Source organism: Microbaculum marinisediminis, assembly GCF_025397915.1.
Taxonomy (GTDB): domain Bacteria; phylum Pseudomonadota; class Alphaproteobacteria; order Rhizobiales; family Tepidamorphaceae; genus Microbaculum; species Microbaculum marinisediminis.
Genome location: NZ_JALIDZ010000001.1, coordinates 508,443 through 533,503, shown reverse-complemented (window position 1 = coordinate 533,503; position 25,061 = coordinate 508,443). Strand labels below are relative to the sequence as shown.

Here is a 25,061-nt window from a genome sequence, read left to right as displayed (position 1 = left end):
GACCTGGAATTCGGTTTGTGATCAGTCGTCCAGGATCGCGGGATCGACGTGGTAGCGCGAGGAGCAGAACTCGCAGGTCACGACGATTTCGCCGTCCTTGACCATGTCCGCCCGGTCTTCCGGCGGGAACCCCTTCAGCATCTCGGTGATGCGGCTCTGCGAGCAGCGGCAGCGCTCGAGGATGTCGGTGGGATCGAATACCCGCACGCCGCGCTCGTGGTAGAGCCGGACCAGCAACTTGCCGGCCGAGATCGACGGGTCGATCAGCTCGTGGTCCTCGACCGTCTCCAGGATCAGCCGCGCCTCGGTCCACTCGTCGGCTTCCTCCAGGTCGGGAATGTCCGCGCCTTCGGGGACGTCGCCGGGCGGCAGGTCTGGCGCGCGCCGCGGCCCCGCCGGGGGCAGGTGCTGGACGATGATGCCGCCGACGCGCCAATGGTAGGCGCGGTCCGTGCCGCCGCGAAACGCCCGCGCCGCGGCGAGCCGCACCGTGGTCGGGATCTGCTCGGACTGGCGGAAATAGACGTGCGCGGCCTCTTCCAGAGAGCCCCCGTCGAGCGGCACCACGCCCTGATAGCGGTTGGTGTGCGGGCCGGCGTCGATGGTCATCGCCAGGTGGCCGCTGCCCAGCAGCGCGCCGATCGTCTCGCCGTCGGTGGCTTCGTTGTTCGAGACCGCCGCGACCCGCTCCGCGTCGAAGGTCGCGCAGGCGCGGATCTTGTCGGGCATCTCGAAGTCCACGACCATCAGGCCGACCGGGCCGTCCGTCTGCGTCTGCAGGATGAAGCGCCCCTCGACCTTCAGCGAGGAGCCGAGCAGCACCGTGAGCGCTATCGCCTCGGCGAGCAGCGCGGAAACCGGTTCGGGATAGGCGTGCCGGGCCAGGATCGTGTCGATCGCCGGGCCGAGCCGCACCACGCGCCCGCGCACGTCGAGGCCCTCGACCGCGAACGGAACGACGAAATCGTCGGCCGCGGTATCGAGAACGGCTTCGGCCGGTGCGGCAGAGGACATCACGCCCCGAAGCACCACGCCAGGATGCCCTTCTGGGCATGCAGGCGGTTTTCCGCCTCGTCGAAGACGACCGACTGCGGCCCGTCCATGACGGAATCCGTCACTTCCTCGCCGCGATGGGCCGGCAGGCAGTGCATGAAGATCGCGTCCGGCGCGGCCGCCGCCATCAGGGCGTCGTTGACCTGGTAGGGCTTGAGCAGGTTGTGGCGGCGTTCGCGCTCGCTGTCGCCCATCGACACCCAGGTGTCGGTGACGACGCAGTCCGCGCCGTCGACGGCCTCGAACGGATCGTCGAAGACGGAGACGGCGGCGTCGTTGCGGCGGCTCCAGTCGAGCAGATCGGCGTTCGGCTTGAGCCCGTCGGGGCTTGCGATCTTCAGCGCGAAATTGAAGCGCTCCGCCGCGTGGATCCACGAGGCCGTGACGTTGTTGGAGTCGCCCGTCCAGGCGACGGTGCGCCCGGCGATCGGCCCGCGATGCTCCTCGAAGGTGAGCACGTCCGCCATCACCTGGCAGGGATGGGTCAGCCGCGTCAGCCCGTTGATGACGGGTATCGACGCGTTTTCGGCCAGTTCCAGCATCGCCTTGTGGTCGAGGATGCGGATCATGATGGCGTCGACGAAGCGCGACAGAACGCGGGCGGTGTCGGCGATCGTCTCGCCCCGGCCGAGCTGCATCTCGCTTCCCGACAGGAACAGCGTCTCGCCGCCGAGCTGGCGCATGGCGACGTCGAACGACACGCGCGTCCGCGTCGACGGCTTGTCGAAGATCATCGCCAGGGTCTTGCCCTTGAGCATGGGCTGACGGCCGTCGTTGTCGGCCTTCATCTGGCGGCTGTGATCGATGATCCGGCGCAGGTCCTGCGCGGAAACCTCGGTCAGGTCGACGAAATGCCTGGGCGTTGCGGATCCGGTCATGGCGGTCATTGTCCGGCCTCCGCGATATCGAGGTTGTCCGAGACCACGCGACACGCGGCTTCGATGCGGTCGAGCGCAAGGTCGATATCGGCGTTCTCGATGGTCAGCGGCGGCACGAGCCGCGCGACATTGTCGCCGGCGCCGACGCTGAGCACATGCTGGTCGCGCAGTGCCGACAGAACGGCGCTGGTCGGGACCTTGCACTTGATGCCGAGCATCAGGCCTTCGCCGCGGATCTCCTCGATCACACCCGGACAGGTGTCCTGGATGCGCGCGAGCCCCTGCCGGAAGCGCAGGCCCGCGTCGCGGACATGCTGGAGGAAGCCAGGCGCCAGCACGATGTCGAGCACCGCGTTGCCGACGGCCATGGCGAGCGGATTGCCGCCGAAGGTCGTGCCGTGCACGCCGTGCACCATGCCCTTGACCGCCTCGTTGGTGGCCAGGCACGCGCCCATCGGGAATCCGCCGCCGATGCCCTTGGCGATCCCCATGATGTCGGGCGCGACGCCCGACCATTCGTAGGCGAACAGCTTGCCGGTGCGTCCGACGCCCGACTGCACCTCGTCGTAGATCAGCAGCAGGCCGTTGTCGTCGCACAGCTCGCGCAGGCCCCGCAGGAAGGCGTTCGGGGCGACGCGGATGCCGCCCTCGCCCTGCACCGGCTCGATCAGGATGCCGGCCGTCTGCGGCCCGATCGCGGCCTTGACCGCGTCGAGGTCGCCGAACGGCACCTGGTCGAAGCCGTCGACCTTCGGACCGAAGCCCTCGAGGTACTTCGCCTGGCCGCCGGCGGCGATCGTCGCCAGCGTGCGGCCGTGGAAGGCGCCCTCGAAGGTGATCAGCCGGTAGCGCTCCGGCGCGCCGTTGGCATAGTGATAGCGCCGCGCCGTCTTGATCGCCGTCTCCAGCGCTTCGGCGCCGGAATTGGTGAAGAAGCTCACGTCCGCGAAGGTCGCCTCCGCCAGGCGTTCCCCAAGTCGGTCCTGCTCCGGGATGCGGTACAGGTTCGAAACGTGCCACAGGCGCTTGGCCTGCTCGGCGAGGGTTTCGACGAGATGCGGATGACTGTGGCCGACCGAGTTGACGGCGATACCGCTGGCGAAGTCGAGATATTCCTCGCCGTCCGCGGTATACAGCCGAATGCCTTCGCCCCGCTCGAAAGCGAGGTCGGCCCGCGCGAAGGTGGGGTACAGCGCAGACGTCACGGCTAAAAATCCTGTCCAGAAACGAAAGATGCCGCCTGCGCAGGCGGCACTGTCACGATTTTAGGGCCCGCGCCGGCGATGTCAATTGCGGCCTCGGCCCGTGCCGGCCCCCGCCTCGACGGCGGTTAGCGCCGCCCGCATGGCGTCGACGAACGCCGGCTGATCATAGAGATCGTTGTGGCCGGCCCCGGATATCGTCGTGTCGAAGACGAGCCGTTTCGCCGCCGCGCGCAGCGGCGCGGAGCGTTCGGCCGGCACCACGGTGTCGGTCTCGGCGGTGATGATGGCGGTCGGAATATCGACATCGCGAAGATAGGTGGCTGTGTCGATGCGGTTGCGCAGCAGAAGCCTGACCGGTGCCCACGGATAGTGGTGGCTGGCGAGCGCCGTCAGGCTGTCGAAGGGCGTCACCAGGATGAGGCCGCGCAGCGAACGCTCGGCGGCGAGATGGGCGGCGACGCCGGCGCCGATCGAGAAGCCGACCGCGACGACGCCCCTCGGCGCCTCCAGTCCGTCGAACACCGTGACGGCGTCGCCCAGCAGCTTCTTCGCGCTCGGGCGTCCGCCGCTCGGCGGATAGCCGCGATAATAGACGGCCATCACGTCGTTGGCCGGATACAGCCAGTGCAGGGTCCGCGCGACGGCCGCGGCGTTCCATGCATTGCCGCCGAAACCGAGGACAAGCGGCCGCGGGCCGTCGGGTTTCCGCGCCGCGATCCGCACGACGGTGACGTCGACGCCGTCCGGCATCCGCTTTGTAGCCATCGCGCCGCCATCCGGCAGCACGTCGGGCGCGCCGCCGGCGAGGCTCGTCGGAAACAGGAGGGCGGTCTGCGCGAAATAGGTCACCGCGACGAGCACGGCATAGCCGACGGCGAGCCAGGCGGCGATCTTCACGAACCACATAGGCCGTTTTCTCCCGGATCCCGACTTTCTCCCGGATCCCGGCGCGGGCGCAATGGCGCGCGATCGGTGGATCGTCGGCTCAGGTGTTGCATTCGCGACTCACTTGCGCGCCTTCCTGGGGAAATCGTTGAGGAAAGGTTTATGCGGGGTTTACGGCGAGTCCGCCGGTATTGTAGCTTGCACTCATTGAGTACGACATTTCGTGCGGCGGACCAGTCTAGTCACCCAGATTTAGTGGGCAAGTCGGATCGCGAGTAGGCGATTTCGGTGAGGACTCGGAGTCTGTCCGCAACCCAAGCATGGAGCGGCGGATGTCTTGGACTGATGAACGTGTCGAGCTCCTGAAGAAGCTCTGGACCGATGGCCTGAGTGCCAGTCAGATCGCGGCCGAGCTCGGTGGAGTGACACGCAATGCGGTTATCGGCAAGGTGCACCGGCTGGGACTGTCCGGCCGCACCAAAACCTCGCGGCCATCGGCGCCGCGTGTGCGCAAGGCGCGTCGTCCTTCGATGCCGCCGCGCCCCACTACGCGTGTCATCGGCAACACCGCGCTGAAGCTGAACGTGGTCGCCGAGCAGCAGCTCGAGGCCGAGGTGGTTCCGATGCGCGTGCTCGCGCCGGTCGAGGAACTGTTCATCCCGCCGGAGGAGCGGGCCACGATCCTGCAGCTGAACGAGCACACCTGCAAATGGCCGATCGGCGATCCGGGCCAGGAGGACTTCTACTTCTGCGGCCGGCGTTCGATGAGCGGCGTGCCCTACTGCGAGCATCATAGCCGCGTCGCCTACCAGCCGGCCACCGACCGGCGCAGGCCGAAGTCTGCGGGCTAACAGGGGCCTTCGCGGCTACACCGTCCTGGCCGGCCAGGTATCGCTGAGGCGATAACCGTTCGGCCAGGGATCGTCCGGGTCCAGCATGTGCTGATGCGTCCCGGTGATCCACGCCCGTCCCGAAATCTCCGGAATGATCGCCTGAAGCTCGCCGACCGTGGTGTCGGCGACGATCCTGCCGATGAAGCGGGAGTCGATGATCGATTCCGCGATGAACGTGTCGCCCGCCGCCATGAGGCCGCGGGCGTGTAGCAGCGCCATGCGCGCCGAAACCGCGGTGCCGGTCGGCGAGCGGTCGATCTTGCCCGGCTGGATCGCGACGGCGTGCCGCGAGACGGTGGCGCCGCCCTCGGTGCGCAGCGATCCCGCGATCAGGCAGAACGACAGATGCGCCCAGTCCGGGTTTTCCGGATGACGAAACCCGAGCTGCTGGTTGGCGGCATCCGTGATGGCGATGCCGGCGGCCGCCAGGTCGCGGGCTTCCGACGCCTCGATGGTGAACCCGAGCGCGTCGGCGTCGACGACGACGAAGCTGTCGCCGCCATAGGCGGTGTCGACGTTCAGCGTTCCCAGCCCCGCGACCTCGAGCGGTGTCGACAGCCGCTCGGCGAACGCGGGCACGTTGCGGACGACGATCCGCTCCGCCTTGCCGTTTCGGCACGCCGCGGTGATCTCGATCAGCCCGCCCGGCGCCTCCAGCGTCATCGTCGTGGTCGGTTCGCGCATGGCGATGATGCCGGTGTCGAGCAGCACGGTCGCCACGCATATGGCATTGGAACCCGACATCGGCGGCGTGTCCTCGGGCTCCATGATGATGAAGCCCATCGCCGCGCGCGCATCCTTCGCCGGCACCAGCAGGTTGGCATGGCGGAACACCCCGCCGCGCGGCTCGTTGAGCAGGAAGCGGCGCAGCCCCTGGTCGCGGGCGATCCAGCGCGACTGTTGCCACAGGGTGTCGCCAGGCGGCGGCGCCACGCCGCCGACGATGACGTCGCCGACCTCACCCTCGGCATGGCAGCTGACGACGTGAACGACCTTGCTCGTGCGCATTTCCCCGCTCCCGATCCAGTCCACTCCGGCATCACCCGGACAGGGAACCGCGATCGGGGCGGGCGCACAAGTCAGTTGGCGGTGGCGAACTGCTCGTTGAAGGCGTAGCCGGCGCCGCGCACGGTGCGGATCGGGTCGGCCTTGCGGCCCCGGTTGATCGCCTTGCGCAGCCGGCCGACATGGACGTCCACGGTGCGCTCGTCGACATAGACGTCGCGGCCCCACACGCCGTCCAGCAGCTGCTCGCGGGTGAACACCCGTCCCGGGCTCTGCATCAGGAACTCGAGCAGCCTGAACTCGGTCGGTCCCAGATGGATCTCACGCCCCGCCCGGCGCACCCGGTGGGTATCGCGATTGAGCTCGATGTCGCCGGCATGCAGCACGGTGGCGATTAGCTCCGGCTTGGCGCGGCGCAGCAGTGCCTTCACCCGCGCCATCAGCTCGGGGATCGAGAACGGCTTGACCACGTAGTCGTCGGCGCCGGTGGCAAGCCCGCGGATGCGCTCGGTCTCCTCGCCGCGCGCCGTCAGCATGATCACCGGCAGCGCCGTCGTCTCCGGGCGCGAGCGGATGCGCCGGCACAGTTCGATGCCGGAGATTCCCGGCAGCATCCAGTCGAGCAGCACCAGGTCGGGCGCGCCCTCGCGGATGCGCGTCTCCGCCTCGTCGCCGCGGGCGACCGCCTCCACGTCGTATCCCTCGGACTCGAGGTTGTAGCGGATCAGCAGCGTCAACGGCTCTTCGTCTTCGACGATCAGAACTTTGGCGTTCATCGTCCGGCCCTTCGGTTCCTCAGTCGTCGCTCTGCGGATAGTCCGCCGGCGTGAAGCTCGATGTGTCTCCCTTCGGGCGCTGCTCGCGCAGCGGCTCGCCCTTCACCAGGTAGAACACCATCTCGGCGATATTGGTGGCGTGATCGCCGATCCGCTCGATGTTCTTCGCCGCGAACAGCAGGTGCGTCGAATAGGTGATCGAGCGCGGGTCCTCCATCATATAGGTGAGGAGTTCGCGGAAGATCGAGGTGTACATCGCGTCGATCTCGGAATCGCGGTGCCACACCGCCATCGCCTTGTCGACGTCGCGCTGGGCGAAGCTGTCGAGAACGTCCTTGAGCTGCTCCGAGGCGATCCGGCTCATGTGGTCGATGCCGAGGATCGCCCGCTGCGCGATGATCTCCGACTGGATCGCCACCGCCCGCTTGGCGATGTTCTTGGCCATGTCGCCGATGCGCTCGAGCTCGGACGAGATCTTGATCGCGGCAATGATCTCGCGCAGGTCGACGGCCATCGGCTGGCGCTTGGCGATCATCAGGATCGCGGCCTCCTCGACCTCGTGCTCCAGCTCGTCGATCTGCTCGTCCGCCTCGATGGTCCGCAGCGCCAGGTCCTGGTCGCTGGTGTGCAGCGCGACGATCGAGTCGGTCAGCAGCTTCTCGGCGAGGCCGCCCATCCGCGTCAGTTTGACGGCGAGGTTCTTCAGCTCTTCGTCGTAGGAGGAAACGATATGTTCCGTCATGTCATTCTCCTCGGCCGGTCGTCCGTGGCCTGTCGTTGGATCAGCCGAAGCGGCCGGTGATGTAGTCGTGGGTGCGCTGGTCTTTCGGGTTCGTGAAGATGTGCTCGGTCGGGCCGACCTCCACGAGGATGCCGAGATGGAAGAAGGCGGTGCGCTGCGACACGCGGGCGGCCTGCTGCATCGAGTGCGTCACGATGACGATGCAGAAGTTCTCCTTCAGCTCGTCGATCAGCTCCTCGACCTTGGCCGTGGCGATCGGGTCGAGCGCCGAGCACGGTTCGTCCATCAGGATCACTTCCGGGCTGACGGCGATGGCGCGCGCGATGCACAGGCGCTGCTGCTGGCCGCCCGACAGGCCGGTGCCCGGCTCGTTGAGCCGGTCCTTGACCTCTTCCCACAGGCCAGCCTTGCGCAGGCTGGTCTCCACGATCGCGTCCATCTCCGCCTTGCCGCGCGCAAGGCCGTGGATGCGCGGGCCGTAGGCGATGTTCTCGTAAATCGACTTCGGGAACGGGTTGGGCTTCTGGAACACCATGCCGACGCGCGCGCGCAGCTCCACCACGTCGAGTGAGGGGTCGTAGATGTCGCGGCCGTCCAGCGTGATGTCGCCGGTGACGCGGCAGCTCTCGATGGTGTCGTTCATGCGGTTGAGGCAGCGCAGGAAGGTCGACTTGCCGCAGCCCGACGGGCCGATCAGCGCCGTCACCGAGCGCTCGGCGATGTCGATGGAGACGTCGAACAGGGCCTGTTTCGCGCCGTAGAACACGTTGGTGTTCTTCGCCGATACGCGGATCGGGTTCATGTTCGGGTCGTCGACGACGATCGTCCCGGCAGGCGTCGGCGTCTCTGCGATCGCAGCGTCGGTCATGGGTCGTGCTCCTTGCCCTACCACGTCCGCTCGAGGCGCTGACGCAGGAAGATGGCTGTGATGTTCATGAGGATGAGGAAGCCCAGCAGAACCAGGATCGCGGCCGACGTTCGGTCGACGAAGCCGCGTTCCGGACTGTCGGCCCAGATGAAGATCTGCGTCGGCAGGGCGGTGGAGGCGTCCATGAGCCCGCCCGGAGGCGAGGTGATGAAGGCGTTCATGCCGATCAGCAGCAGCGGCGCCGTTTCGCCGAGTGCCTGTGCTAGGCCGATGATCGTGCCGGTCAGGATGCCGGGCAGGGCGAGCGGCAGCACGTGATGCGCGATCACCTGGTGACGCGAGGCGCCCATGCCGAGCGCGCCCTCGCGGATCGACGGCGGCACCGCCTTCAGCGAGGCACGGGTGACGATGATGATCGTCGGCAGCGTCATCAGCGACAGCACCATGCCGCCGACCAGCGGCGCCGAGCGGGGCAGCCCGAAGAAGTTGAGGAACACCGCCAGGCCCAGCAGGCCGAACACGATGGAGGGCACGGCGGCGAGGTTGTTGATGTTCACCTCGATCAGGTCCGTCCATTTGTTCTTCGGCGCGAACTCCTCCAGATAGACCGCCGCGGCGATGCCGACGGGGAAGGAGATCAGGAAGCAGACCAGCAGGGCGTAGAGCGATCCGACGATCGCGCCGGCGAGCCCGGCGAGTTCCGGGAAGCGGCTGTCGGAATTGAAGAACAGCCCCCAGTTGAACGGCGTCGAGATCCGGCCTTCCGCCGCCAGCGCGTCGAACCAGCCGATCTGCATATCGTTGATCTTGCGCTGGTTTTCCGGCAGCGAGCGCGACAGCACGCCCTTCTCAAGCTGATCGAACGGATCGGAGACGGGCACCGTCATCTCGATCGTCTTGCCGATGATCGAGGGATCGGCGACGACCCGGTCGCGGATGAAGAACTGCGTGTTGTTGGTCAGCAGCTGGCCGAGCGCGCGCTGCTCGCCCGGGCTGGTCACGTCCGGGAACAGGCTGGCCAGCGTGCCCTTGACGATCGCGCGATAGTTGCCCTTCGCCGGATCGTCCTCCTTCACGAATTGTGGGTCGATATAGACCGGCACGGTCACCATCGTCTGCACGAAGGCGCGGTAGCCCGTCGCCGCCAGCGACGTGATGAGGATGCTCAGCAGGCCGATGGCGATCACGATCGCGCCGATGCCCAGCCGGCGTAGCCGGCGGTCGGCTCGGTGGCGCCGCTTGCGCCGCGCCGTGGCGGCTTCGCTGGACCAGTCGAATTTCGCGGGCAGGGTCATGTCGGCGGTACTCATTCGTACTGCTCCCGGTATTTCTGGACGATCCGAAGGGCGATGATGTTGAGGCAGAGCGTGACGACGAACAGGACGAGGCCGAGCGCGAAGGCGGCGAGTGTCTTCGGACTGTCGAATTCGGTGTCGCCGACCAGCAGCGTGACGATCTGAACCGTGACGGTGGTCACCGAGTCGATCGGATTGAGGGTCAGCGAGGCGATCAGGCCGGCGGCCATCACCACGATCATGGTTTCGCCGATGGCGCGGCTCATGGCGAGCAGGACGCCGCCCATGATCCCGGGGATGGCGGCCGGGAGCATCACCTTGGTCATTGTCTCCGCGCGCGTCGCGCCGAGCGCAAGCGAGCCGTCGCTCATCGTCCGCGGCACCGCTTTCAGCGCGTCGTCGGACAGCGACGAGATGAACGGAATGATCATGATGCCCATGACCGCGCCGGCGGCCAGCGCGCTGTTGGGCGAGACCGCGATCCCCAGCACCGAGCCGGTGTCGCGGACGGCCGGGGCGACGATCAGCACGGCGAAGAAGCCGTAGACGACGGTCGGGATGCCGGCCAGGATCTCCATGATCGGCTTCACCGTGGCGCGCACCCGGTCGCTGGCGTACTCGACCAGATAGATCGCGGTGAAGATGCCGATCGGGGTCGCCACCAGCATGGCGATGAAGGCGATGAGCAGCGTGCCGGTGAACACCGGGATCGCCCCGAAGGCGCCCTTGCCGGCGACCTGGTCGGCGCGCAGGGCGATCTGCGGTTCCCAGCGCAGCCCGAACAGGAATTCGTTGATGGGGACGTGCTTGAAGAATGCCCACGCCTCGAACACGAGCGAGGCGATGATGCCGACGGTGGTGGCGATCGCGACCAGCGAGCAGAAGATCATCAGGGCGGAGACGACGAACTCGAAATTGTTGCGGGCACGGAACCGGGGGCCCAGCTTCGCGCGGGCGATCACCAGGGCCACGATCATCGCGGCGAGCGCCGACACCAGCATGGCCCAGCGTGCGATCGCCTCCCAGCGATTGTAGAGGTCCGCGGCATGCCGCACCTCGTCGCTCGGTTCACCGAAAAGTCGGCCGGCGGCGACGTTCTTGATCTCGGACAGGACGAGAGCGGCGCGCGAGCCGGTATCCGAGTCGACATACCCGGCCGGCAGGCTCGACAGCAGCATCGCGTCGATCACCGGTCCCTGCAGCAGCAGCCAGAGCAGGACCAGGATGAAGGCGGGGACGCCGATCCAGACGGCGACGAAGGCGCCGTGATAGCCGGGCAGGGAATGGACGTCGCGTCCCTGAGCCGTGACGAACCGGTTTCCCGCCGACCGGCCGACATAGTAGCCGACGATCGACAGCAGGAGGATCAGGAGGAATGCATAACCAGCCACGACGCTCTCTCCGTCAGACCCGGTCTGCCGCCGGGGTTTTCGGGCAGGTGGTGTCCCGCGCCGCCGCTGATGGGCGGCGCGGGAGGGGTGTGTTCGGCGATCAGCTGCCGAAGCGGTCCATCGGCGTGCCGTTCTCGGCCTTCGAGCGGACGTCTTCGCGCTTCTCCTCGGAGAGCGGGATCAGGCCGCGCTCGGTGAGGTAGCCGCCGTCGCCCATGGCGGCCTCGGAGACGTACTCGGTGATGAACTCGTCGAGGCCGTCGATGACGCCGCGATGCGCGTTCTTGATGTAGAAGAACAGCGGACGCGAAACCGGATAGGAGCCGTCGGCGATGGTGTCGATCGACGGCACGACGCCGTTGATCTTCTCGCCCTTCAGCGTGTCCTGGTTCTCGTACAGGAACGAGAAGCCGAAGATGCCGAAGGCGTTGGCGTCGGCGTTCAGGCGCTGCACGATGAGGTTGTCGTTCTCACCAGCCTCGACGAAGGGACCGTCCTGACGCATGCGCGCGCAGACTTCCTTCTTCTTGTCCTTGTCCAGGGCCTCGATGGCCGGGAACGCCTCGCAGCCCTCTTCCATCACGAGCTCGACCCAGGCGTCGCGCGTGCCCGAGGTGGGCGGCGGGCCGAACACGGTGATCTCGATGTCCGGCAGCGACGCGTCGATGTCCGACCACTTCTTGTACGGGTTGGCGACGATCTTGCCGTCGACCTCGACCTCGGAAGCCAGCGCCTGGAACAGCTGCGCGCGGGTGACGTCGATGGAGGCACCCTCGCGCGAATTGGCGAACGCGATGCCGTCGTAGCCGAGCAGGACCTCGGTGACGCTGTCGACGCCGGCGTCCTTGCACGCCTTGTACTCGGATTCCTTCATGGCACGCGAGGCGCCGGTGATGTCCGGATTGTCGGGGCCGACGCCGGAGCAGAAGATCTTCATGCCGCCGCCGGTGCCGGTGGATTCGACGACCGGAGCCGGCTTGCCGGTCATGTTGGCGAACTGCTCGGCGACCGCCTGGGTGAAGGGGAACACCGTCGAGGAGCCGACGATGCGGATCTGATCGCGCGCCGAAGCGGGCGTGGCGACGATGGCCGCCATCGCCGCTGCCGCGGCGAGACTGGCGAAAGAGGTGGTTTTCACGATGACACTCCCTGTCAGGATCGGAATTGAGTCGCGGGCGAGCCCGCGGATGGAGCGGTCCGCAGCCGATTGGCGACCGCATCCCGCGTGCAATCTAGGAGTCCGTTGCGATCCTTCTACGACAGCCGGATGACGTCTCAATGACAAAATAAGTGTCTGAAAATTATTGTTTTTTCGCCTTTCCGGGCTGTGGGTTTGCGGGTTTCGCGACGGTTTCCACGCAGTCCAGCGTGACAGTGAAGGCGGCGCCTTCGCCGGGCTTGCTGTCGATGTTGAGCTGCGCCCGGTGGCGATTGAGGATGTGCTTGACGATCGCCAGCCCCAGCCCCGTGCCGCCCTTCTCGCGGCTGGACGCGGTATCGACCCGGTAGAACCGTTCCGTCAGGCGTGGCAGGTGTTCCGGTGCGATGCCCGCGCCCCAGTCGCGCACGCTCACGGCGATCCGCCGCGCCCGTCCCGACTGGCCGGGACCGAGCGTGGCCGTGACCGCGACCCGGCCGCCCGATTGCCCGTACTTGATGGCGTTGTGGACGAGGTTCTGGAAGACCTGGGCCAGCTCGTCGCGGTCGCCGACCGCCATCAGCGGCCGGTCCTTGATGTCCAGCGTCACCGCCACGCCGCTATCGATGGCGAGCGGCTGCATGGCGTCGGCGACGTGCTCGAGGATCGGCGCGACGTCGATGACGGTTTCCGGTCGCACATGCGCCTTCAGTTCGATCCGGCTGAGCGACATCAGGTCGTCGATCAGCCGCGACATGCGCCGGGCCTGTTCGGCCATGATGTCGAGGAACCGGTCATGCGCCTGCGCATCGTTGCGGGCCGGGCCCTGCAGGGTTTCGATGAAGCCGATCACCGAGGCGAGCGGCGTGCGCAGTTCGTGGCTGGCATTGGCGACGAAGTCGACGCGCATGCGCTCGACGCGCTGCGCTTCCGTGAGGTCGCGAAGGAGGACCAGGAAAACCGGGGCCTTGTCCGGTTTCCCGCCGCGGATCGGGCCGAGCGGGCTGACACGCACCTCGAACCAACGGTCCGCGGGGACGCGCTCGAAGACCGTGACCTTGGCCGGACTGCCGGTCTTCTGCGCCCGCTGGATCGCCTCGCCGATCTCGGGCGCCCGCAACAGGAAGCTGATGGGGCGACCGACCTCGACCCCGCCGAACAGCGCGTCGGCCGCCGTGTTCTTGAAGCGGACCAAGCCCTTCGCGTCGATCAGGAAACAGGGGTCGGGCAGGCCGTCCGTGACCGCCGCGTAGACCGCCAGCGGATCGCCGCCGGCGCTGGCGCGTCGCAGCGGCGATGCCGCTGGCACCGTGCTCGCCATCGGACTGGCCAGGATCGCTACCCAGATCGCCGCCAGGCCCAACGCGGCAGTCGCGGGAGCGACGTCGGCGATGATCCAGAAGCCCGCGACGACAAGGGCCGCGACGACGAGGGCCACGCGCGCGGCATCGGCCCGCCGCGCGAGGGCGAGCAGCATCGTCTTGGGACCTGACATATCGCGTGCGGACAAACCTTCGTCACCCGATGGGATGTGCGGCGCGGCCGACCGCCGCCGACCGTCGCCGCCTCACTGAAGCCGGCTGTCATCCCCATATCGCCTGCGCGGCCGAACGCCAACCGTCGGCTTATCCGCGATTTCCCGGATTGGTCGACTCCTGTAGCGGCGATGGTAGTCTGCTCCGCAGCCGCGATGGCACCGGAAAAGGGCGCCATCGATCGAACCGGGAGTGAGACAGCGAATGGGCAAGAAGGACGCGAACGGAAAATCGCGGCGCAAATCCGCCAAGCGGCGATTCGATCTCGACGATCCCGATCTGCCGGAGTGGATCGACGACGGCGCGCTTCCTTCGGGCGGGTTCCCCTACGAGGAGCGGATGGACCGGGACGACTATGAAGACCAGCTTCGTCTCCTGCAGATCGAGCTCCTGAAGTTGCAGGCCCATATCCGCGATACCGAAACGCGTCTCGTGGTCCTTTTCGAGGGACGCGACGCCGCCGGCAAGGGCGGCACCATCTCCCGCTTCACCCAGCACCTCAATCCCCGCCACGCCCACGTGGTCGCGCTGTCGAAGCCGACCGCGACGGAAGCCGGGGAGTGGTATTTCCAGCGCTATATCCGCCGCCTGCCGACCCAGGGCGACATCGCCCTGTTCGACCGCTCCTGGTACAACCGTGCCGGCGTCGAACGCGTCATGGACTTCTGTACGCCGGACCAGACGGAGCACTTCCTGCGCGAAGTCCCCAAGCTCGAGCGCATGCTGGTCGACGACGGCGTGACCCTCATCAAGATCTGGCTGAACATCGGCCGCGAGATGCAGATGAAGCGGTTCCACAAGCGCCGCCACGATCCACTCAAGCAGTGGAAGCTGTCGCCCATCGACCTGCAGGCGATCGAGAAGTTCGATTCCTATACCCTGGCCCGGGACGAGCTGCTGTCGCGCACCCATACCGAACACGCGCCCTGGACGGTGATCCGCGCCAACGACAAGATGCGCACGAGGCTGAACGCCTTGCGCGTGGTGCTGTCGCGGTGTCCCTACAAGGAAAAGCACGTCAAGGTCGTCGGTCCGCCCGATCCAAAGATCGTCCTGCCGGCGCCGGCGTTCCTGGCCGATCGCGGCGACTGAGACGCCCCGGCCGCCGGTCGGCTGACGCGTGTCATGGCCGCGACGGTCTGGCGGCCCGGGCGGGCAAGACCTGTCGAAATCGGGAAATCCGGATATGCCCAAGGAAATCGAGCGGAAGTTCCTGGTCGCGAACGATGGCTGGCGCGCGCAGGCGCGGGCGGGCAAGCGCCTGCGCCAGGCCTATCTCGCGGCGACGGATGCGGCTGCGATCCGCGTGCGCATCGCCGACGACGCCGTAGCGTTTCTGACGATCAAGTCGGCGACGCCGGGCATGAGCCGCGACGAGTTCGAGTACGAGATCCCGGTCGCCGACGCCGAGGCGATGCTGGCCATGCGCGTCGGCGAGATCATCGAGAAGGTCCGCTACGCGATCCCGTGCGAGGATGGCGATCTGACCGTCGACGTGTTCTCGGGCGCGAACGCCGGGCTGGTGATGGCCGAGATCGAGCTGGCATCGGAGGATGTCGTGCCGGCCTTGCCCGACTGGATCGGGGACGAGATCACCCGGGACAGGCGCTTCTACAACGCGAACCTGGCGGAACACCCCTTCGGGTCCTGGGCGACGGACGCAAGGTAAGGGAACCGGTCGTCTGCCGCGTGCTTATGCACTCGGTGCCGGTCGGTCAGAACGGCAACCAGCACTGACCGCCCTTCGGCGATACTTGCCGGGCGGTTTCTGGCGGTGGCCTCAGTCGCCGCCGCTCCTGGATCTGTCCGTCGGAATCCCGTGTCCGGGCCGGACCACCGCGGGCGCGTCGCTGGCCGGGAAGCTTTCCTCGAGCGCCTCGTCGAGCACGTCGTTGAGGTGCTTCTTCTCTTCCCGCAGCTTGTCCTTGCGGTCGTCTTTCGGTTTCGACTTGTCGGGCGCTTTGGTCATCGTTCACTCCCGATATCTGTCCCTTGAAATGGGGCGCCGCGCGCGCTTTTCCAACGGGTCGGTAGGCCGGCGGGACCATTTGCCTCAGATCGGCAGCATCGGGTCGCCCTTCACCTCCTCCATCACCGCATAGGTGTGGGTCTCGCGCACGCCCGGCATCGACAATAGCACGTCGGACAGAAAACGGCGGTAGGCGGCCATGTCGGCGACCCGCGCCTTCACGAGGTAGTCGAAGCCGCCGGCGACCATGTGGCACTCGATCACTTCCGGCGCCCGCCGCACCGCGGCGGCGAAGTCGTCGAACACCTCGGGCGTGGTGCGGTCGAGCTTCACCTCGACGAAGACCAGCAGGCCGAGCGCGATCTTCGCCGGATCGAGACGGGCCGAATAGCCGAGGATGAAGCCGTCGCGGGTGAGCCGCTTCACCCGTTCCGCCGTCGCCGTCGGCGACAGGCCGATGCGCTCGGCGAGCTCCAGATTGGTGATGCGCCCCTCCGACTGCAGGGCGGCGAGGATGCGCCGGTCGATCCGGTCCAGATCGGGGATGTCCCGGTCCGGTGTCCGCTTTCGTGCCGAAGTCGCCAATAGGTACCTCGAATTCCGTGATATTCGCTAGTTGATACCTGATACCATGTGAATAATCCAATATGGGAGGCTGAATTGCCAGTGGACCCTTCGCCCGAAGCCGATCCGGCCCCGTTTTCCGCGCCCTATGCCGCCGCCGACGGTCCGCTGATCGCCCGCTTGCTTGCCGATACCCGACTGGCGCCCGACGCCGAGGACCGCGTCGACGACACCGCGCGCGCGCTGATCGAGGGTATCCGCGCCAGGACCGGCGGCATCGGCGGCGTCGAGGACTTCCTGCGCGAATACGGCCTGTCGACCCGCGAGGGCCTGGCGCTGATGGTGCTCGCCGAGGCGCTCCTGCGCGTGCCGGACGCGGAGACGGCCGACCGGCTGATCGAGGACAAGCTTGGCGCCGCCGACTGGTCGGCGCACGAGGGCCATGGCGACACTTGGCTGGTCTCGGCCTCCACCTGGGCGCTCGGGCTGTCGAGCCGCATCGTCCATCCCGGCGAGACGCCGGAGGGCATCATCGCCGGACTGGTCAAGCGGCTCGGCCTGCCGGCGGTCCGCACGGCCACGCGTCGGGCGATGCGCGTCCTCGGCCATCAGTTCGTCCTCGGCGAAACGATCCACGACGCCCTCGACCGCGCCCGCTCGGCGGCAAGCCGCGGCGTGCGCCATTCCTTCGACATGCTGGGGGAGGGCGCGCGCACCGCCGCCGATGCCGAGCGCTATTTCGACTCCTACGCCAACGCCATCGAGGCGATCGGCAAGACTGCGGGCAACCAGCCGCTGCCGGCCCGGCCCGGCATCTCGGTGAAGCTGTCGGCGCTGCATCCGCGCTATGAAGCGGTCAAGCGTGACCGGGTGATGACGGAGCTCGTGCCGCTGCTGGTCGACCTCGCCCGCAAGGCCAGGGACTTCGACCTGAACCTGACCGTCGACGCCGAGGAGGCGGATCGGCTCGAACTCTCCCTCGAGGTCTTCGCCGCCGCGCTGGCCGACCCGTCTCTGTCGGGCTGGGACGGGTTCGGCCTCGCGGTGCAGGCGTACCAGAAGCGTGCGCCGCGCGTGATCGACTGGGTACGCGAGCTTGCGGACGCCCATGATCGCCGGCTGATGGTGCGCCTCGTCAAGGGCGCCTACTGGGACACCGAGGTGAAGCGGGCGCAGGAGCGCGGCCTTGCCGGCTTCCCGGTCTTCACCCGCAAGCCGGCGACCGACCTTTGCTACATGGCGTGCGCCCAGCGGCTGCTCGACGCGCGCCCGCGTCTCTATCCGCAGATCGCCACCCACAACGCGCTCACCGTCGCGACCATACTGGAAATGGCCGGGGGCACTGACGGTGGGGCCGCCAACGGGATGGACGGCTTCGAGTTCCAGCGCCTGCACGGCATGGGCGAGGCGCTTTACGAGAGCCTGGCCCAGCGCGTGCCCCAGGCCGCCTGCCGGATCTACGCCCCGGTCGGCGGGCACAAGGATCTGCTCGCCTATCTCGTCCGCCGGCTCCTGGAGAACGGCGCCAATTCCTCGTTCGTCTCGGTGGTCGGCGATCACTCCGTGCCGGTCGAGCGGTTGCTGGTGCGCCCGGCCGCCTATCTCGGCCCGGACCAGCCGAGCCGGCATCCGGCGATCCCGCTGCCGGTCGATCTCTACCGCCCCGACCGCGCCAACTCGCGGGGCCTGGAATTCGGCCACCGCGAGACGCTTCGAGACCTGACCCGGGGCGTCCGTGCGATCGCGTTTCCCGCGCCCGAGGCCCGGCCGCTCGTCGATGGCAAGGCGGTCGACGGCACGGCGCGTGACGTCAAGAGCCCGGCCGACGGCAAGGCTGTCGTCGGCAACGTGCACGAGGCGTCGGCCGAAACCGCGGACCGGGCCATCGAGGCCGCGGCGAAGGGGTTCGAGAGCTGGTCGCGCACGCCCGTCGAGGACCGCGCCCGCGTCCTCGACCGGATCGCCGACCTCTACGAGGCCCGGCAGGACACGTTGCTGGCGGTGATCGCGGCGGAGGGTGGCCGCACCCTGGTCGACGGGCTGGCCGAGGTGCGCGAGGCGGTCGATTTCTGCCGCTACTACGCCGCCCAGGCGCGGACCCTGTTCCTCGACAAAACCATGCCCGGGCCGACCGGCGAGGAGAACCGGTACCGCCATCGCGGCCGCGGCGTCTTCGTCTGCATCAGCCCGTGGAACTTCCCGCTGGCGATCTTCACCGGCCAGATCGTCGCCGCCCTCGTTTCCGGAAACGCGGTCGTGGCGAAGCCGGCCGAGCAGACGCCGCTGGTCGCCGCCCTGGCCGTCGGCCTGATGCACGAGGCCGGCGTTCCCGGCGCCGCGCTGCAGCTCGTTCCCGGCGACGGCGCGGTTGGCGCCCGTCTCGTCGCGCATCCCCGGGTCGCCGGCGTCGCCTTCACCGGCTCCACCGAGACGGCGTGGAGGATCAACCGGACGCTCGCCGCCAAGGACGGGCCGATCGTGCCGCTGATCGCCGAGACTGGCGGCATCAACGCCATGATCGTCGACGCCACGGCGCTTCCCGAGCAGGTGGCCGACGACGTGGTGATGTCCGCTTTCCGCTCGGCGGGCCAGCGGTGCTCGGCGTTGCGGTTGCTGCTGCTGCAGGAGGATGTCGCCGACCGGATGATCGAGATGATCGTCGGCGCGGCGAAGGAGCTGCGGCTCGGCGACCCCGCCGACCCGGCGGTCGATATCGGCCCCGTGATCGATGCCGAGGCCCGCGACAGGCTTCGCGCCCATGTCGCCCGCATGGAGAAGGAACAGCGGGTCCGCTTCGCCGGAACCGTCCCCGGCGGCGATCTTGGTGACGGCACTTGGTTCGCCCCGCACGTGGTCGAGCTGAAGTCGCCGCGCGATCTGACCGAGGAGATCTTCGGGCCGGTGCTGCATGTCGCCCGGTGGAAGGCGAAGGACCTCGGCAGGACACTGGACGATGTCGCCGCCTCCGGCTACGGCCTGACGCTCGGCGTTCACAGCCGCATCGACGCATTCCATCGCCAGGTCGTCGACCGGCTGCCGGTCGGCAATGTCTATGTGAACCGCAACATGATCGGCGCCGTCGTCGGCACCCAGCCGTTCGGCGGCTCGGGCCTGTCGGGCACCGGGCCGAAGGCGGGCGGACCCGACTATCTCGCCCGTTTCGCCCAAGAGCAGGTCGTCTCGATCAACACCGCCGCGGCCGGCGGCAACGCTTCGCTCATCGCCATCAGCGACGACAGGGGCTAGGGGGGACTGAAAGGGGGGCCACCGTTGATGCGGCGTCAGCGGGAGGCCTCAGGCCTTTTTGAGGAACTCCGTTCTCAGGACCAGCCCCTTCACCTGCTTCGTGTTGCACTCGACTTCGGCTGGTTTGCCGGTGAGGCGAATGTTTTTCACGAGCGTGCCGCGTTTCAGGGTCGTGGACGTGCCCTTCACTTTCAGGTCTTTGATCAAAGTGACGGAATCGCCGTCGTTCAATTCGGTGCCATTGCTGTCGCGGACGATTTCATCAGTCATCTTTTTGATCTCGATATCAATCTGGAAAGGGGGCCATCGGATGCGATGGGGCGGAAACACTAGCTGATTCCGACCCCTTCCGTACTGGTGCGTCGAGGCGCGTATTGACATCGCAAACGGCCTGCGCTTTGTTTCCGTCGAAAATCTGACTCTAAAAGTCTGGAATTATTCCAGGGAACCGCGGCACCTGCGGCGATGCGGTTCGGCAACGAAGGAAAGACCCGGGGAAGACGCGATGATGCGCAACGCACTGACGACCCTTGCAGCCGGCGGCCTGGCGCTGATGACCGCCCTGCCGGCGACGGCCGCCGAACCGGTGGACGTGCTCGAGAGCTATGCCGACATCGCGCTGGCCGGATACGAGGATTCGCTGGAGACCGCCAGATCCCTGAACGCCGCCGTCCGGACGCTGGTCGCCGAGCCGAGCGCCGAAACGCTCGCCGCCGCCCGCACGGCGTGGCTGGCCGCCCGGGTTCCCTACCTGCAGACGGAGGCCTTCCGCTTCGGCAACGCCATCGTCGACGACTGGGAAGGGCGGGTGAATGCCTGGCCGCTGGACGAAGGCCTGATCGACTATGTCGACGCCTCCTACGGCACCGAGTCCGATACCAACGGCTACTTCCTCGCCAACATCATCGCCAACCCGACGATCCGGATCGGCGGCCAGGAGATCGATGCCAGGGAGATCACCCCGGAGCTTCTGTCCGGCACGCTGCAGGAGATCGGCGGCGTCGAGGCGAACGTCGCAACCGGCTACCACGCCATCGAGTTCCTGCTCTGGGGGCAGGACCTGAACGGCACCGACGCCGGCGCCGGCAACCGGCCGCATACCGACTTCGACACCGCCAGCTGCACGGGTGGCAATTGTGACCGGCGCGGCGACTATCTCGTCGCCGCCGCCGATCTGCTCGTCGACGATCTCGAGGAGATGGTCGCCAACTGGGACGAGGACGGCGAGGCGCGCGGCAACCTCATCGGCGCCGACCCGCAGCTCGGGCTGATCGCCATCCTGACCGGACTCGGCAGTCTGTCCTACGGTGAGCTCGCCGGCGAGCGCATGAAGCTCGGCCTGCTTCTGAACGATCCCGAGGAGGAGCAGGACTGCTTCTCCGACAACACCCACAACGCGCACTATTACGACCAGCTCGGCATCGCCAACGTCTATCTCGGCCGCTACAAGCGCATCGATGGCTCGACCGTCACCGGCGCGAGCATGTCCGACCTGGTCAAGGCCAGCGACGCCGCTCTGGACGAGGAGATGCGCGCCAGGCTCGACGTCACGACCGCGGCCATGGAAGCCCTGCGCGCCCGTGGGGAAGCCGGCGAGGCCTACGACCAGATGATCGGTGAGGGCAATGCCGAGGGCAACGCCGTGGTGCAGGCGGCGATCGACGGCCTTGTCGACCAGACCCGCACGATCGAGCGCATCGTCGCCTCGCTCGGCCTGCAGGGCGTATCGATCGAAGGATCGGACAGCCTCGACGAGCCCGACGCGGTGTTCCAGTAGGACCACGGCGTTCCAGTAAGATAGAAACGCAAGACCCGGGGCCGCGGGGGGCGGCCCGCCACCGGATACGAGCCATGTCACCGTCGCGGCGCCTGATCGCCGGTATCGCTGTCGTGACCCTGGCCGGGGCGGCGGTTGCCGCCTCGACGGGCCGCGACGACCTGAGCCTGGAAGACCTGGCCCGCGTCAGGGCGGTGACCGCGCCGGCGCAGACCTTCGACAAGGCGGAGACGTTCGAGGCGATGCCAGGCGGCGCGGCGACGGTCAAGAAGATCGTCAACCGCGATATTTTTTCCCATCCCTCCGCCAACTTGTCCTTCGAGGGGCGCCAGACCTTCGCGGTCGGCAACGGCCTGTTCCGCAAGGACTGGGTGACGTCGCCGTCCTCGACCCAGGCCTCCGACGGTCTCGGCCCGCTGTTCAACGCCCGCTCCTGCCAGGGCTGCCATCTGAAGGACGGCCGCGGCCATCCGCCCGCCTCGGCCGCAGACGACGCGGTGACGATGCTGGTGCGTCTGTCCGTGCCGCCGTCCGGCGATGCCGAGCGACAGGCCCTCGCCGACCGGCGGGCGCTGGTGATTGGCGAGCCGGTATACGGTGCGCAGCTCCAGGACTTCGCCGTGCCCGGCCTCGCCAGCGAGGGGCGGGTGACGATCACCTACGAGGATGTGCCGGTCGCGTTGAACGGCGGCGAGACGGCGACGCTGCGCAAGCCGACGCTCGATATCGCCGATCCCGGCTACGGGCCTATGCACCCGGATACCATGACCTCCATGCGCATCGCCCAGCCGATGATCGGCCTCGGCCTGCTGGAGGCGATCGCCGAATCCGACATCCTCGCCGGGGCCGATCCCGACGACGCCGACGGCGACGGCATTTCCGGACGACCCAATTACGTGCGCGATCCCGAGACCGGCGAGATCGCGCTCGGCCGGTTCGGCTGGAAGGCGATCACGCCGTCGATCCGCGTCCAGAGCGCCAGCGCCTTCAGCGGCGACATGGGCCTGTCCTCGCCGCCGGCGCCCGATCCGCACGGCGACTGCACGCAGGCCCAGGCGGACTGCCGTGCCCAGCCGACCGGCGTCCAGACCGCGCTCGGCGCCGACGAGGTGCCCGGCGATCTGCTCGATCTCGTGGTCTTCTACGCGGCCAATCTCGCGGTGCCCGCGCGGCGCGATAGCGACGATCCCGCCGTGCTCGCCGGCAAGGCCGCGTTCTATGCCGCCGGATGCGCCGCCTGCCACACGCCGAAATTCGTCACCCGCCGCGATGCCGAGCACGAGGCCCTTCGCTTCCAGCTCATCTGGCCCTATAGCGACATGCTGCTGCACGACATGGGTGAGGGCCTCGCCGACAACCGGCCCGAGGGCGATGCCCACGGTCGCGAATGGCGCACGCAGCCGCTTTGGGGTATCGGTCTCACGAAGACGGTGAACGAGGAGGCGACGTTCCTGCATGATGGCCGTGCCCGGACGATACTCGAAGCGGTGCTCTGGCATGGTGGCGAGGCCCAGGCCGCGCGCGACCGGGTTGTCGAAATGACGCCTGGCGAACGCGCGAACCTTATCCGGTTCCTGGAGTCCCTTTGATGCGGCGTGCCCTCTGCGCGGTGCTGCTGTGCCTGTGGGCGACCGGCGCGTCCGCCGGCATGCCCGACAATCTCGGTCAGCGCATCACGGACGGCTTCGTCCGGCCGTCCGTCACTCAGTTCGCCAATACCGCGGCCGTGCTGTCGGGCGATATCGACCGGTTGTGCCGCGAGCCGAGTGAGCCACGTCTCGATACGGTCCGACAGCGGTTCGATACCCTTGTCGAGGCCTGGTTCCGCATCTTCTTCCTGCGGTTCGGCCCGATGGTGGTGGACAACCGGTTCGAGAAGATTTTCTTCTGGCCCGATCCCCGCGGCGTGGTCCTGCGCCAGGTCGGCGCGATCCTCGCCGGGCCGGACGCCGACGCGATCGATCCGGCGAAGCTCGCCGCCAAGAGCGTCGCGGTCCAGGGGCTGCCGGCGCTCGAGTTCCTGCTGTTCGGCACCGGCTCTCCGTCGCTGCTCGACAAGACCGACGAAGGCCGCTTTCGCTGCGCCTACGCACTCTCCGCCAGCGTCGTGCTGTCGGAGCGGGCCGCCGCCATCGTCGCCGACTGGGGACCGGACAGCGCGTTCGTCCGCGAGATCGCTCATCCGGGACCGAACAACGATATCTATCGCAACGACCAGGAGGTCGCCGCCGAGGTGGTCAAGGCGCTGGCCGGCGGCACGGCTTTCCTCGCCGAAGTGGTCATCGTTCCCTTCCTGGGAAAGGAGCCCGAACAGGCGAATTACCGGAAGGCGCCGTTGTGGCGCAGCGGCTCGACCATCCGCGCCGTACGCGGTGGCCTGGCGGGATTGCGGGACTTCTACGCCGCCACCGGCATCGGTGAAGCCCTGAGTGCGCCCGACCGCTGGATCGACGGCGGGCTGCGGTTGGAGATGCGCAAGATACTCGATACGCTCGACAAGCTGGACATGCCGCTCGATGAGGCGGTCAGGCCGGGACCGGGGCGCGAGGCCCTGATCTATACGGTGATCGCGCTCAAGAGCCTGCACACGACCATGGACACCCGGCTCGCCCAGGCGGTCGGCGTGAGCGTGGGGTTCAATGCGCTTGACGGCGATTGATCGGCGCACCTTTCTGGCGCTCGCCGCGGCCGCCGGCCTGACGCCGCGATCGGCCTTCGCGGCTGGCGCCGAGGAGGCCCTGTTCCTCACCGCCCGCAAGAACATCCGCGCCTTCGAGGTCGTCGTCCTCGACGAGGCGGGAAACGAGCGGCTGGTGATCCCGCTCGAAGCGCGCGGCCACAGCTTCGCGATCGACCGGTCGGGCCGTCGCGCGGTCGCCTTCGCGCGCCAGCCCGGCCGGTTCGCGGTGGCCTTCGATGTCGATGGCGCCGTGCCGCCGCAGCCCTTCGCCGCCCTGCCGGACCGCCACTTCTTCGGCCACGGGACGTTCGCGGACGCCGACCGGCTGCTGATCGCCACGGAGAACGACTATGACGGCGGGCGTGGGGTCGCCGGCGTCTATGACGTCGCCGCCGGCATGCGGCGCATCGGCGAGTTCGCCACCGGTGGTCTCGACCCGCACGAGGCGGTGCTGATGCCCGACGGCCGCACGCTGTGCATCGCCAATGGGGGCGTGCTGACCCATCCCGACTACGGCAAGCTGGAACTCAATCTCGATACGATGGCGCCGTCGATCGCCTATGTCGACATCGCCACCGGCGACCTCCTGGAAACCGCGGAATTGCCGCGCTCGCTGCACAAGCTCGCCTTCCATCATCTGGCGGTCGACGCGTTCGGCACCGTCTGGTTCGGTGGCCAGTATCACGGCCCGAAGGCCGATCGCCCGCCGCTGGTCGGGCGTCATCGGCGCGGCCAGGCGATCGAGATGTTCACCGGTCCGCAAGACGTCCTGCGCGGCCTGTCGGGCTATATCGGCTCGGTCGCCGTCGACGCTTCGGGCACGGTCGTTGCGACGTCGAGCCCGGTCGGCGGCACGGTCGCCTACTGGGACGCGGCCACGGGCCGGTCGCTCGGCGTCACCGAACTACGCGATGGATGCGGGGTCGCGCCAGGGGCGCGCGACGATTTCCGTCTGACCAACGGGCACGGCGAGATCGTCGAGGCCGGACCGGCGGCGGAGCCGGAGGAGGTCCGGCCGCCCGGCGACGACATCGCCTGGGACAATCACCTCAGGCGAGTCGCCCGGACATCGTAAATTCTAGGCCGTGTGCACATTGAGCGTCGTGGCATCCGGTCGCCCGCACCGCCGCGTCCGGTGATGCCTCGGACATCGCCGGCTCG

General features: G+C 67.9%; 23 protein-coding genes. 8 read left to right on the top strand and 15 right to left on the bottom strand.

What is annotated here, in order from left to right:
* Nucleotides 1–21 precede the first annotated feature (21 nt).
* The 4 genes from MUB46_RS02705 to MUB46_RS02690 all read right to left on the bottom strand — a co-directional run bounded on the left by MUB46_RS02705 (nucleotide 22) and on the right by MUB46_RS02690 (nucleotide 4,042).
* On the bottom strand, nucleotides 22–1,017 hold the full coding sequence (locus tag MUB46_RS02705; protein ID WP_425256211.1) for an Hsp33 family molecular chaperone: 996 nt from the start codon (nucleotides 1,015–1,017) through the stop codon (nucleotides 22–24).
* Nucleotides 1,014–1,931, bottom strand: a complete 918-nt coding sequence (gene argF, locus MUB46_RS02700) for an ornithine carbamoyltransferase (protein WP_261614314.1) — start codon at nucleotides 1,929–1,931, stop codon at nucleotides 1,014–1,016. The genes MUB46_RS02705 and argF overlap by 4 nt, the downstream gene beginning before the upstream one ends.
* A 5-nt stretch (nucleotides 1,932–1,936) precedes the next feature.
* The gene (locus tag MUB46_RS02695) at nucleotides 1,937–3,136 is read right to left on the bottom strand and encodes an aspartate aminotransferase family protein (RefSeq protein ID WP_261614313.1); all 1,200 of its coding nucleotides are present in this window, start codon (nucleotides 3,134–3,136) and stop codon (nucleotides 1,937–1,939) included.
* A gap of 81 nt (nucleotides 3,137–3,217) precedes the next feature.
* Nucleotides 3,218–4,042: an alpha/beta hydrolase gene (locus tag MUB46_RS02690; protein WP_261614312.1), complete on the bottom strand. Its 825-nt coding sequence runs from the start codon at nucleotides 4,040–4,042 to the stop codon at nucleotides 3,218–3,220.
* 311 nt (nucleotides 4,043–4,353) lie between these two features.
* On the opposite strand from MUB46_RS02690, the gene MUB46_RS02685 reads away from it, so the two are divergent.
* Nucleotides 4,354–4,872 (top strand): GcrA family cell cycle regulator, encoded by a 519-nt coding sequence (locus MUB46_RS02685; RefSeq protein ID WP_261614311.1) that lies wholly within the window; start codon nucleotides 4,354–4,356, stop codon nucleotides 4,870–4,872.
* 15 nt (nucleotides 4,873–4,887) lie between these two features.
* Here MUB46_RS02685 and MUB46_RS02680 read toward each other — a convergent pair whose 3' ends face one another.
* From MUB46_RS02680 to MUB46_RS02645, 8 genes are all read right to left on the bottom strand, one after another.
* Nucleotides 4,888–5,922 (bottom strand): trans-3-hydroxy-L-proline dehydratase, encoded by a 1,035-nt coding sequence (locus MUB46_RS02680; protein ID WP_261614310.1) that lies wholly within the window; start codon nucleotides 5,920–5,922, stop codon nucleotides 4,888–4,890.
* A 71-nt stretch (nucleotides 5,923–5,993) separates the two neighbouring features.
* Nucleotides 5,994–6,695: a phosphate regulon transcriptional regulator PhoB gene (gene phoB, locus MUB46_RS02675; RefSeq protein WP_261614309.1), complete on the bottom strand. Its 702-nt coding sequence runs from the start codon at nucleotides 6,693–6,695 to the stop codon at nucleotides 5,994–5,996.
* Nucleotides 6,696–6,714: 19 nt separating this feature from the next.
* Complete coding sequence (phoU, locus tag MUB46_RS02670) at nucleotides 6,715–7,437, bottom strand: phosphate signaling complex protein PhoU (protein WP_261614308.1); 723 nt, start codon at nucleotides 7,435–7,437, stop codon at nucleotides 6,715–6,717.
* Nucleotides 7,438–7,477: 40 nt separating this feature from the next.
* Nucleotides 7,478–8,239 (bottom strand): phosphate ABC transporter ATP-binding protein PstB, encoded by a 762-nt coding sequence (gene pstB, locus MUB46_RS02665; RefSeq protein WP_261614440.1) that lies wholly within the window; start codon nucleotides 8,237–8,239, stop codon nucleotides 7,478–7,480.
* Between the two features lie 83 nt (nucleotides 8,240–8,322).
* On the bottom strand, nucleotides 8,323–9,615 hold the full coding sequence (gene pstA / locus MUB46_RS02660) for a phosphate ABC transporter permease PstA (RefSeq protein WP_261614307.1): 1,293 nt from the start codon (nucleotides 9,613–9,615) through the stop codon (nucleotides 8,323–8,325).
* On the bottom strand, nucleotides 9,612–10,991 hold the full coding sequence (gene pstC, locus MUB46_RS02655; RefSeq protein ID WP_261614306.1) for a phosphate ABC transporter permease subunit PstC: 1,380 nt from the start codon (nucleotides 10,989–10,991) through the stop codon (nucleotides 9,612–9,614). Before pstC ends, pstA begins: the two co-directional genes overlap by 4 nt.
* A 100-nt stretch (nucleotides 10,992–11,091) precedes the next feature.
* Complete coding sequence (locus MUB46_RS02650; protein ID WP_315902699.1) at nucleotides 11,092–12,129, bottom strand: substrate-binding domain-containing protein; 1,038 nt, start codon at nucleotides 12,127–12,129, stop codon at nucleotides 11,092–11,094.
* Between the two features lie 163 nt (nucleotides 12,130–12,292).
* The gene (locus MUB46_RS02645) at nucleotides 12,293–13,606 is read right to left on the bottom strand and encodes an ATP-binding protein (RefSeq protein WP_261614305.1); all 1,314 of its coding nucleotides are present in this window, start codon (nucleotides 13,604–13,606) and stop codon (nucleotides 12,293–12,295) included.
* Nucleotides 13,607–13,868: 262 nt separating this feature from the next.
* On the opposite strand from MUB46_RS02645, the gene ppk2 reads away from it, so the two are divergent.
* On the top strand, nucleotides 13,869–14,756 hold the full coding sequence (ppk2, locus tag MUB46_RS02640; protein ID WP_261614304.1) for a polyphosphate kinase 2: 888 nt from the start codon (nucleotides 13,869–13,871) through the stop codon (nucleotides 14,754–14,756).
* 94 nt (nucleotides 14,757–14,850) lie between these two features.
* Entirely contained in the window at nucleotides 14,851–15,333 is a 483-nt protein-coding gene (locus MUB46_RS02635; RefSeq protein ID WP_261614303.1) for a CYTH domain-containing protein, read from the top strand.
* 111 nt (nucleotides 15,334–15,444) lie between these two features.
* On the opposite strand, the gene MUB46_RS02630 is transcribed toward MUB46_RS02635, so the two are convergent.
* Nucleotides 15,445–15,633: a hypothetical protein gene (locus MUB46_RS02630; protein WP_261614302.1), complete on the bottom strand. Its 189-nt coding sequence runs from the start codon at nucleotides 15,631–15,633 to the stop codon at nucleotides 15,445–15,447.
* Between the two features lie 84 nt (nucleotides 15,634–15,717).
* Nucleotides 15,718–16,179: an Lrp/AsnC ligand binding domain-containing protein gene (locus tag MUB46_RS02625; protein WP_261614438.1), complete on the bottom strand. Its 462-nt coding sequence runs from the start codon at nucleotides 16,177–16,179 to the stop codon at nucleotides 15,718–15,720.
* A 120-nt stretch (nucleotides 16,180–16,299) separates the two neighbouring features.
* Here MUB46_RS02625 and putA point away from each other — a divergent pair, with 120 nt between their 5' ends.
* A complete protein-coding gene (gene putA / locus MUB46_RS02620) occupies nucleotides 16,300–19,443 on the top strand; it encodes a bifunctional proline dehydrogenase/L-glutamate gamma-semialdehyde dehydrogenase PutA (RefSeq protein WP_261614437.1) in 3,144 nt (1,047 codons plus the stop codon).
* A gap of 48 nt (nucleotides 19,444–19,491) precedes the next feature.
* Here putA and MUB46_RS02615 read toward each other — a convergent pair whose 3' ends face one another.
* A complete protein-coding gene (locus tag MUB46_RS02615; protein WP_261614301.1) occupies nucleotides 19,492–19,713 on the bottom strand; it encodes an alkylphosphonate utilization protein in 222 nt (73 codons plus the stop codon).
* 235 nt (nucleotides 19,714–19,948) lie between these two features.
* On the opposite strand from MUB46_RS02615, the gene MUB46_RS02610 reads away from it, so the two are divergent.
* The 4 genes from MUB46_RS02610 to MUB46_RS02595 all read left to right on the top strand — a co-directional run bounded on the left by MUB46_RS02610 (nucleotide 19,949) and on the right by MUB46_RS02595 (nucleotide 24,975).
* Nucleotides 19,949–21,220, top strand: coding sequence for an imelysin family protein (locus tag MUB46_RS02610; RefSeq protein WP_261614300.1), 1,272 nt, complete (start codon nucleotides 19,949–19,951; stop codon nucleotides 21,218–21,220).
* A gap of 74 nt (nucleotides 21,221–21,294) precedes the next feature.
* Nucleotides 21,295–22,809: a di-heme oxidoreductase family protein gene (locus MUB46_RS02605; RefSeq protein WP_261614299.1), complete on the top strand. Its 1,515-nt coding sequence runs from the start codon at nucleotides 21,295–21,297 to the stop codon at nucleotides 22,807–22,809.
* Nucleotides 22,809–23,879 (top strand): imelysin family protein, encoded by a 1,071-nt coding sequence (locus tag MUB46_RS02600; protein WP_261614298.1) that lies wholly within the window; start codon nucleotides 22,809–22,811, stop codon nucleotides 23,877–23,879. The genes MUB46_RS02605 and MUB46_RS02600 overlap by 1 nt, the downstream gene beginning before the upstream one ends.
* Nucleotides 23,860–24,975, top strand: coding sequence for a DUF1513 domain-containing protein (locus tag MUB46_RS02595; RefSeq protein WP_261614297.1), 1,116 nt, complete (start codon nucleotides 23,860–23,862; stop codon nucleotides 24,973–24,975). The genes MUB46_RS02600 and MUB46_RS02595 overlap by 20 nt, the downstream gene beginning before the upstream one ends.
* Nucleotides 24,976–25,061 lie beyond the last annotated feature (86 nt).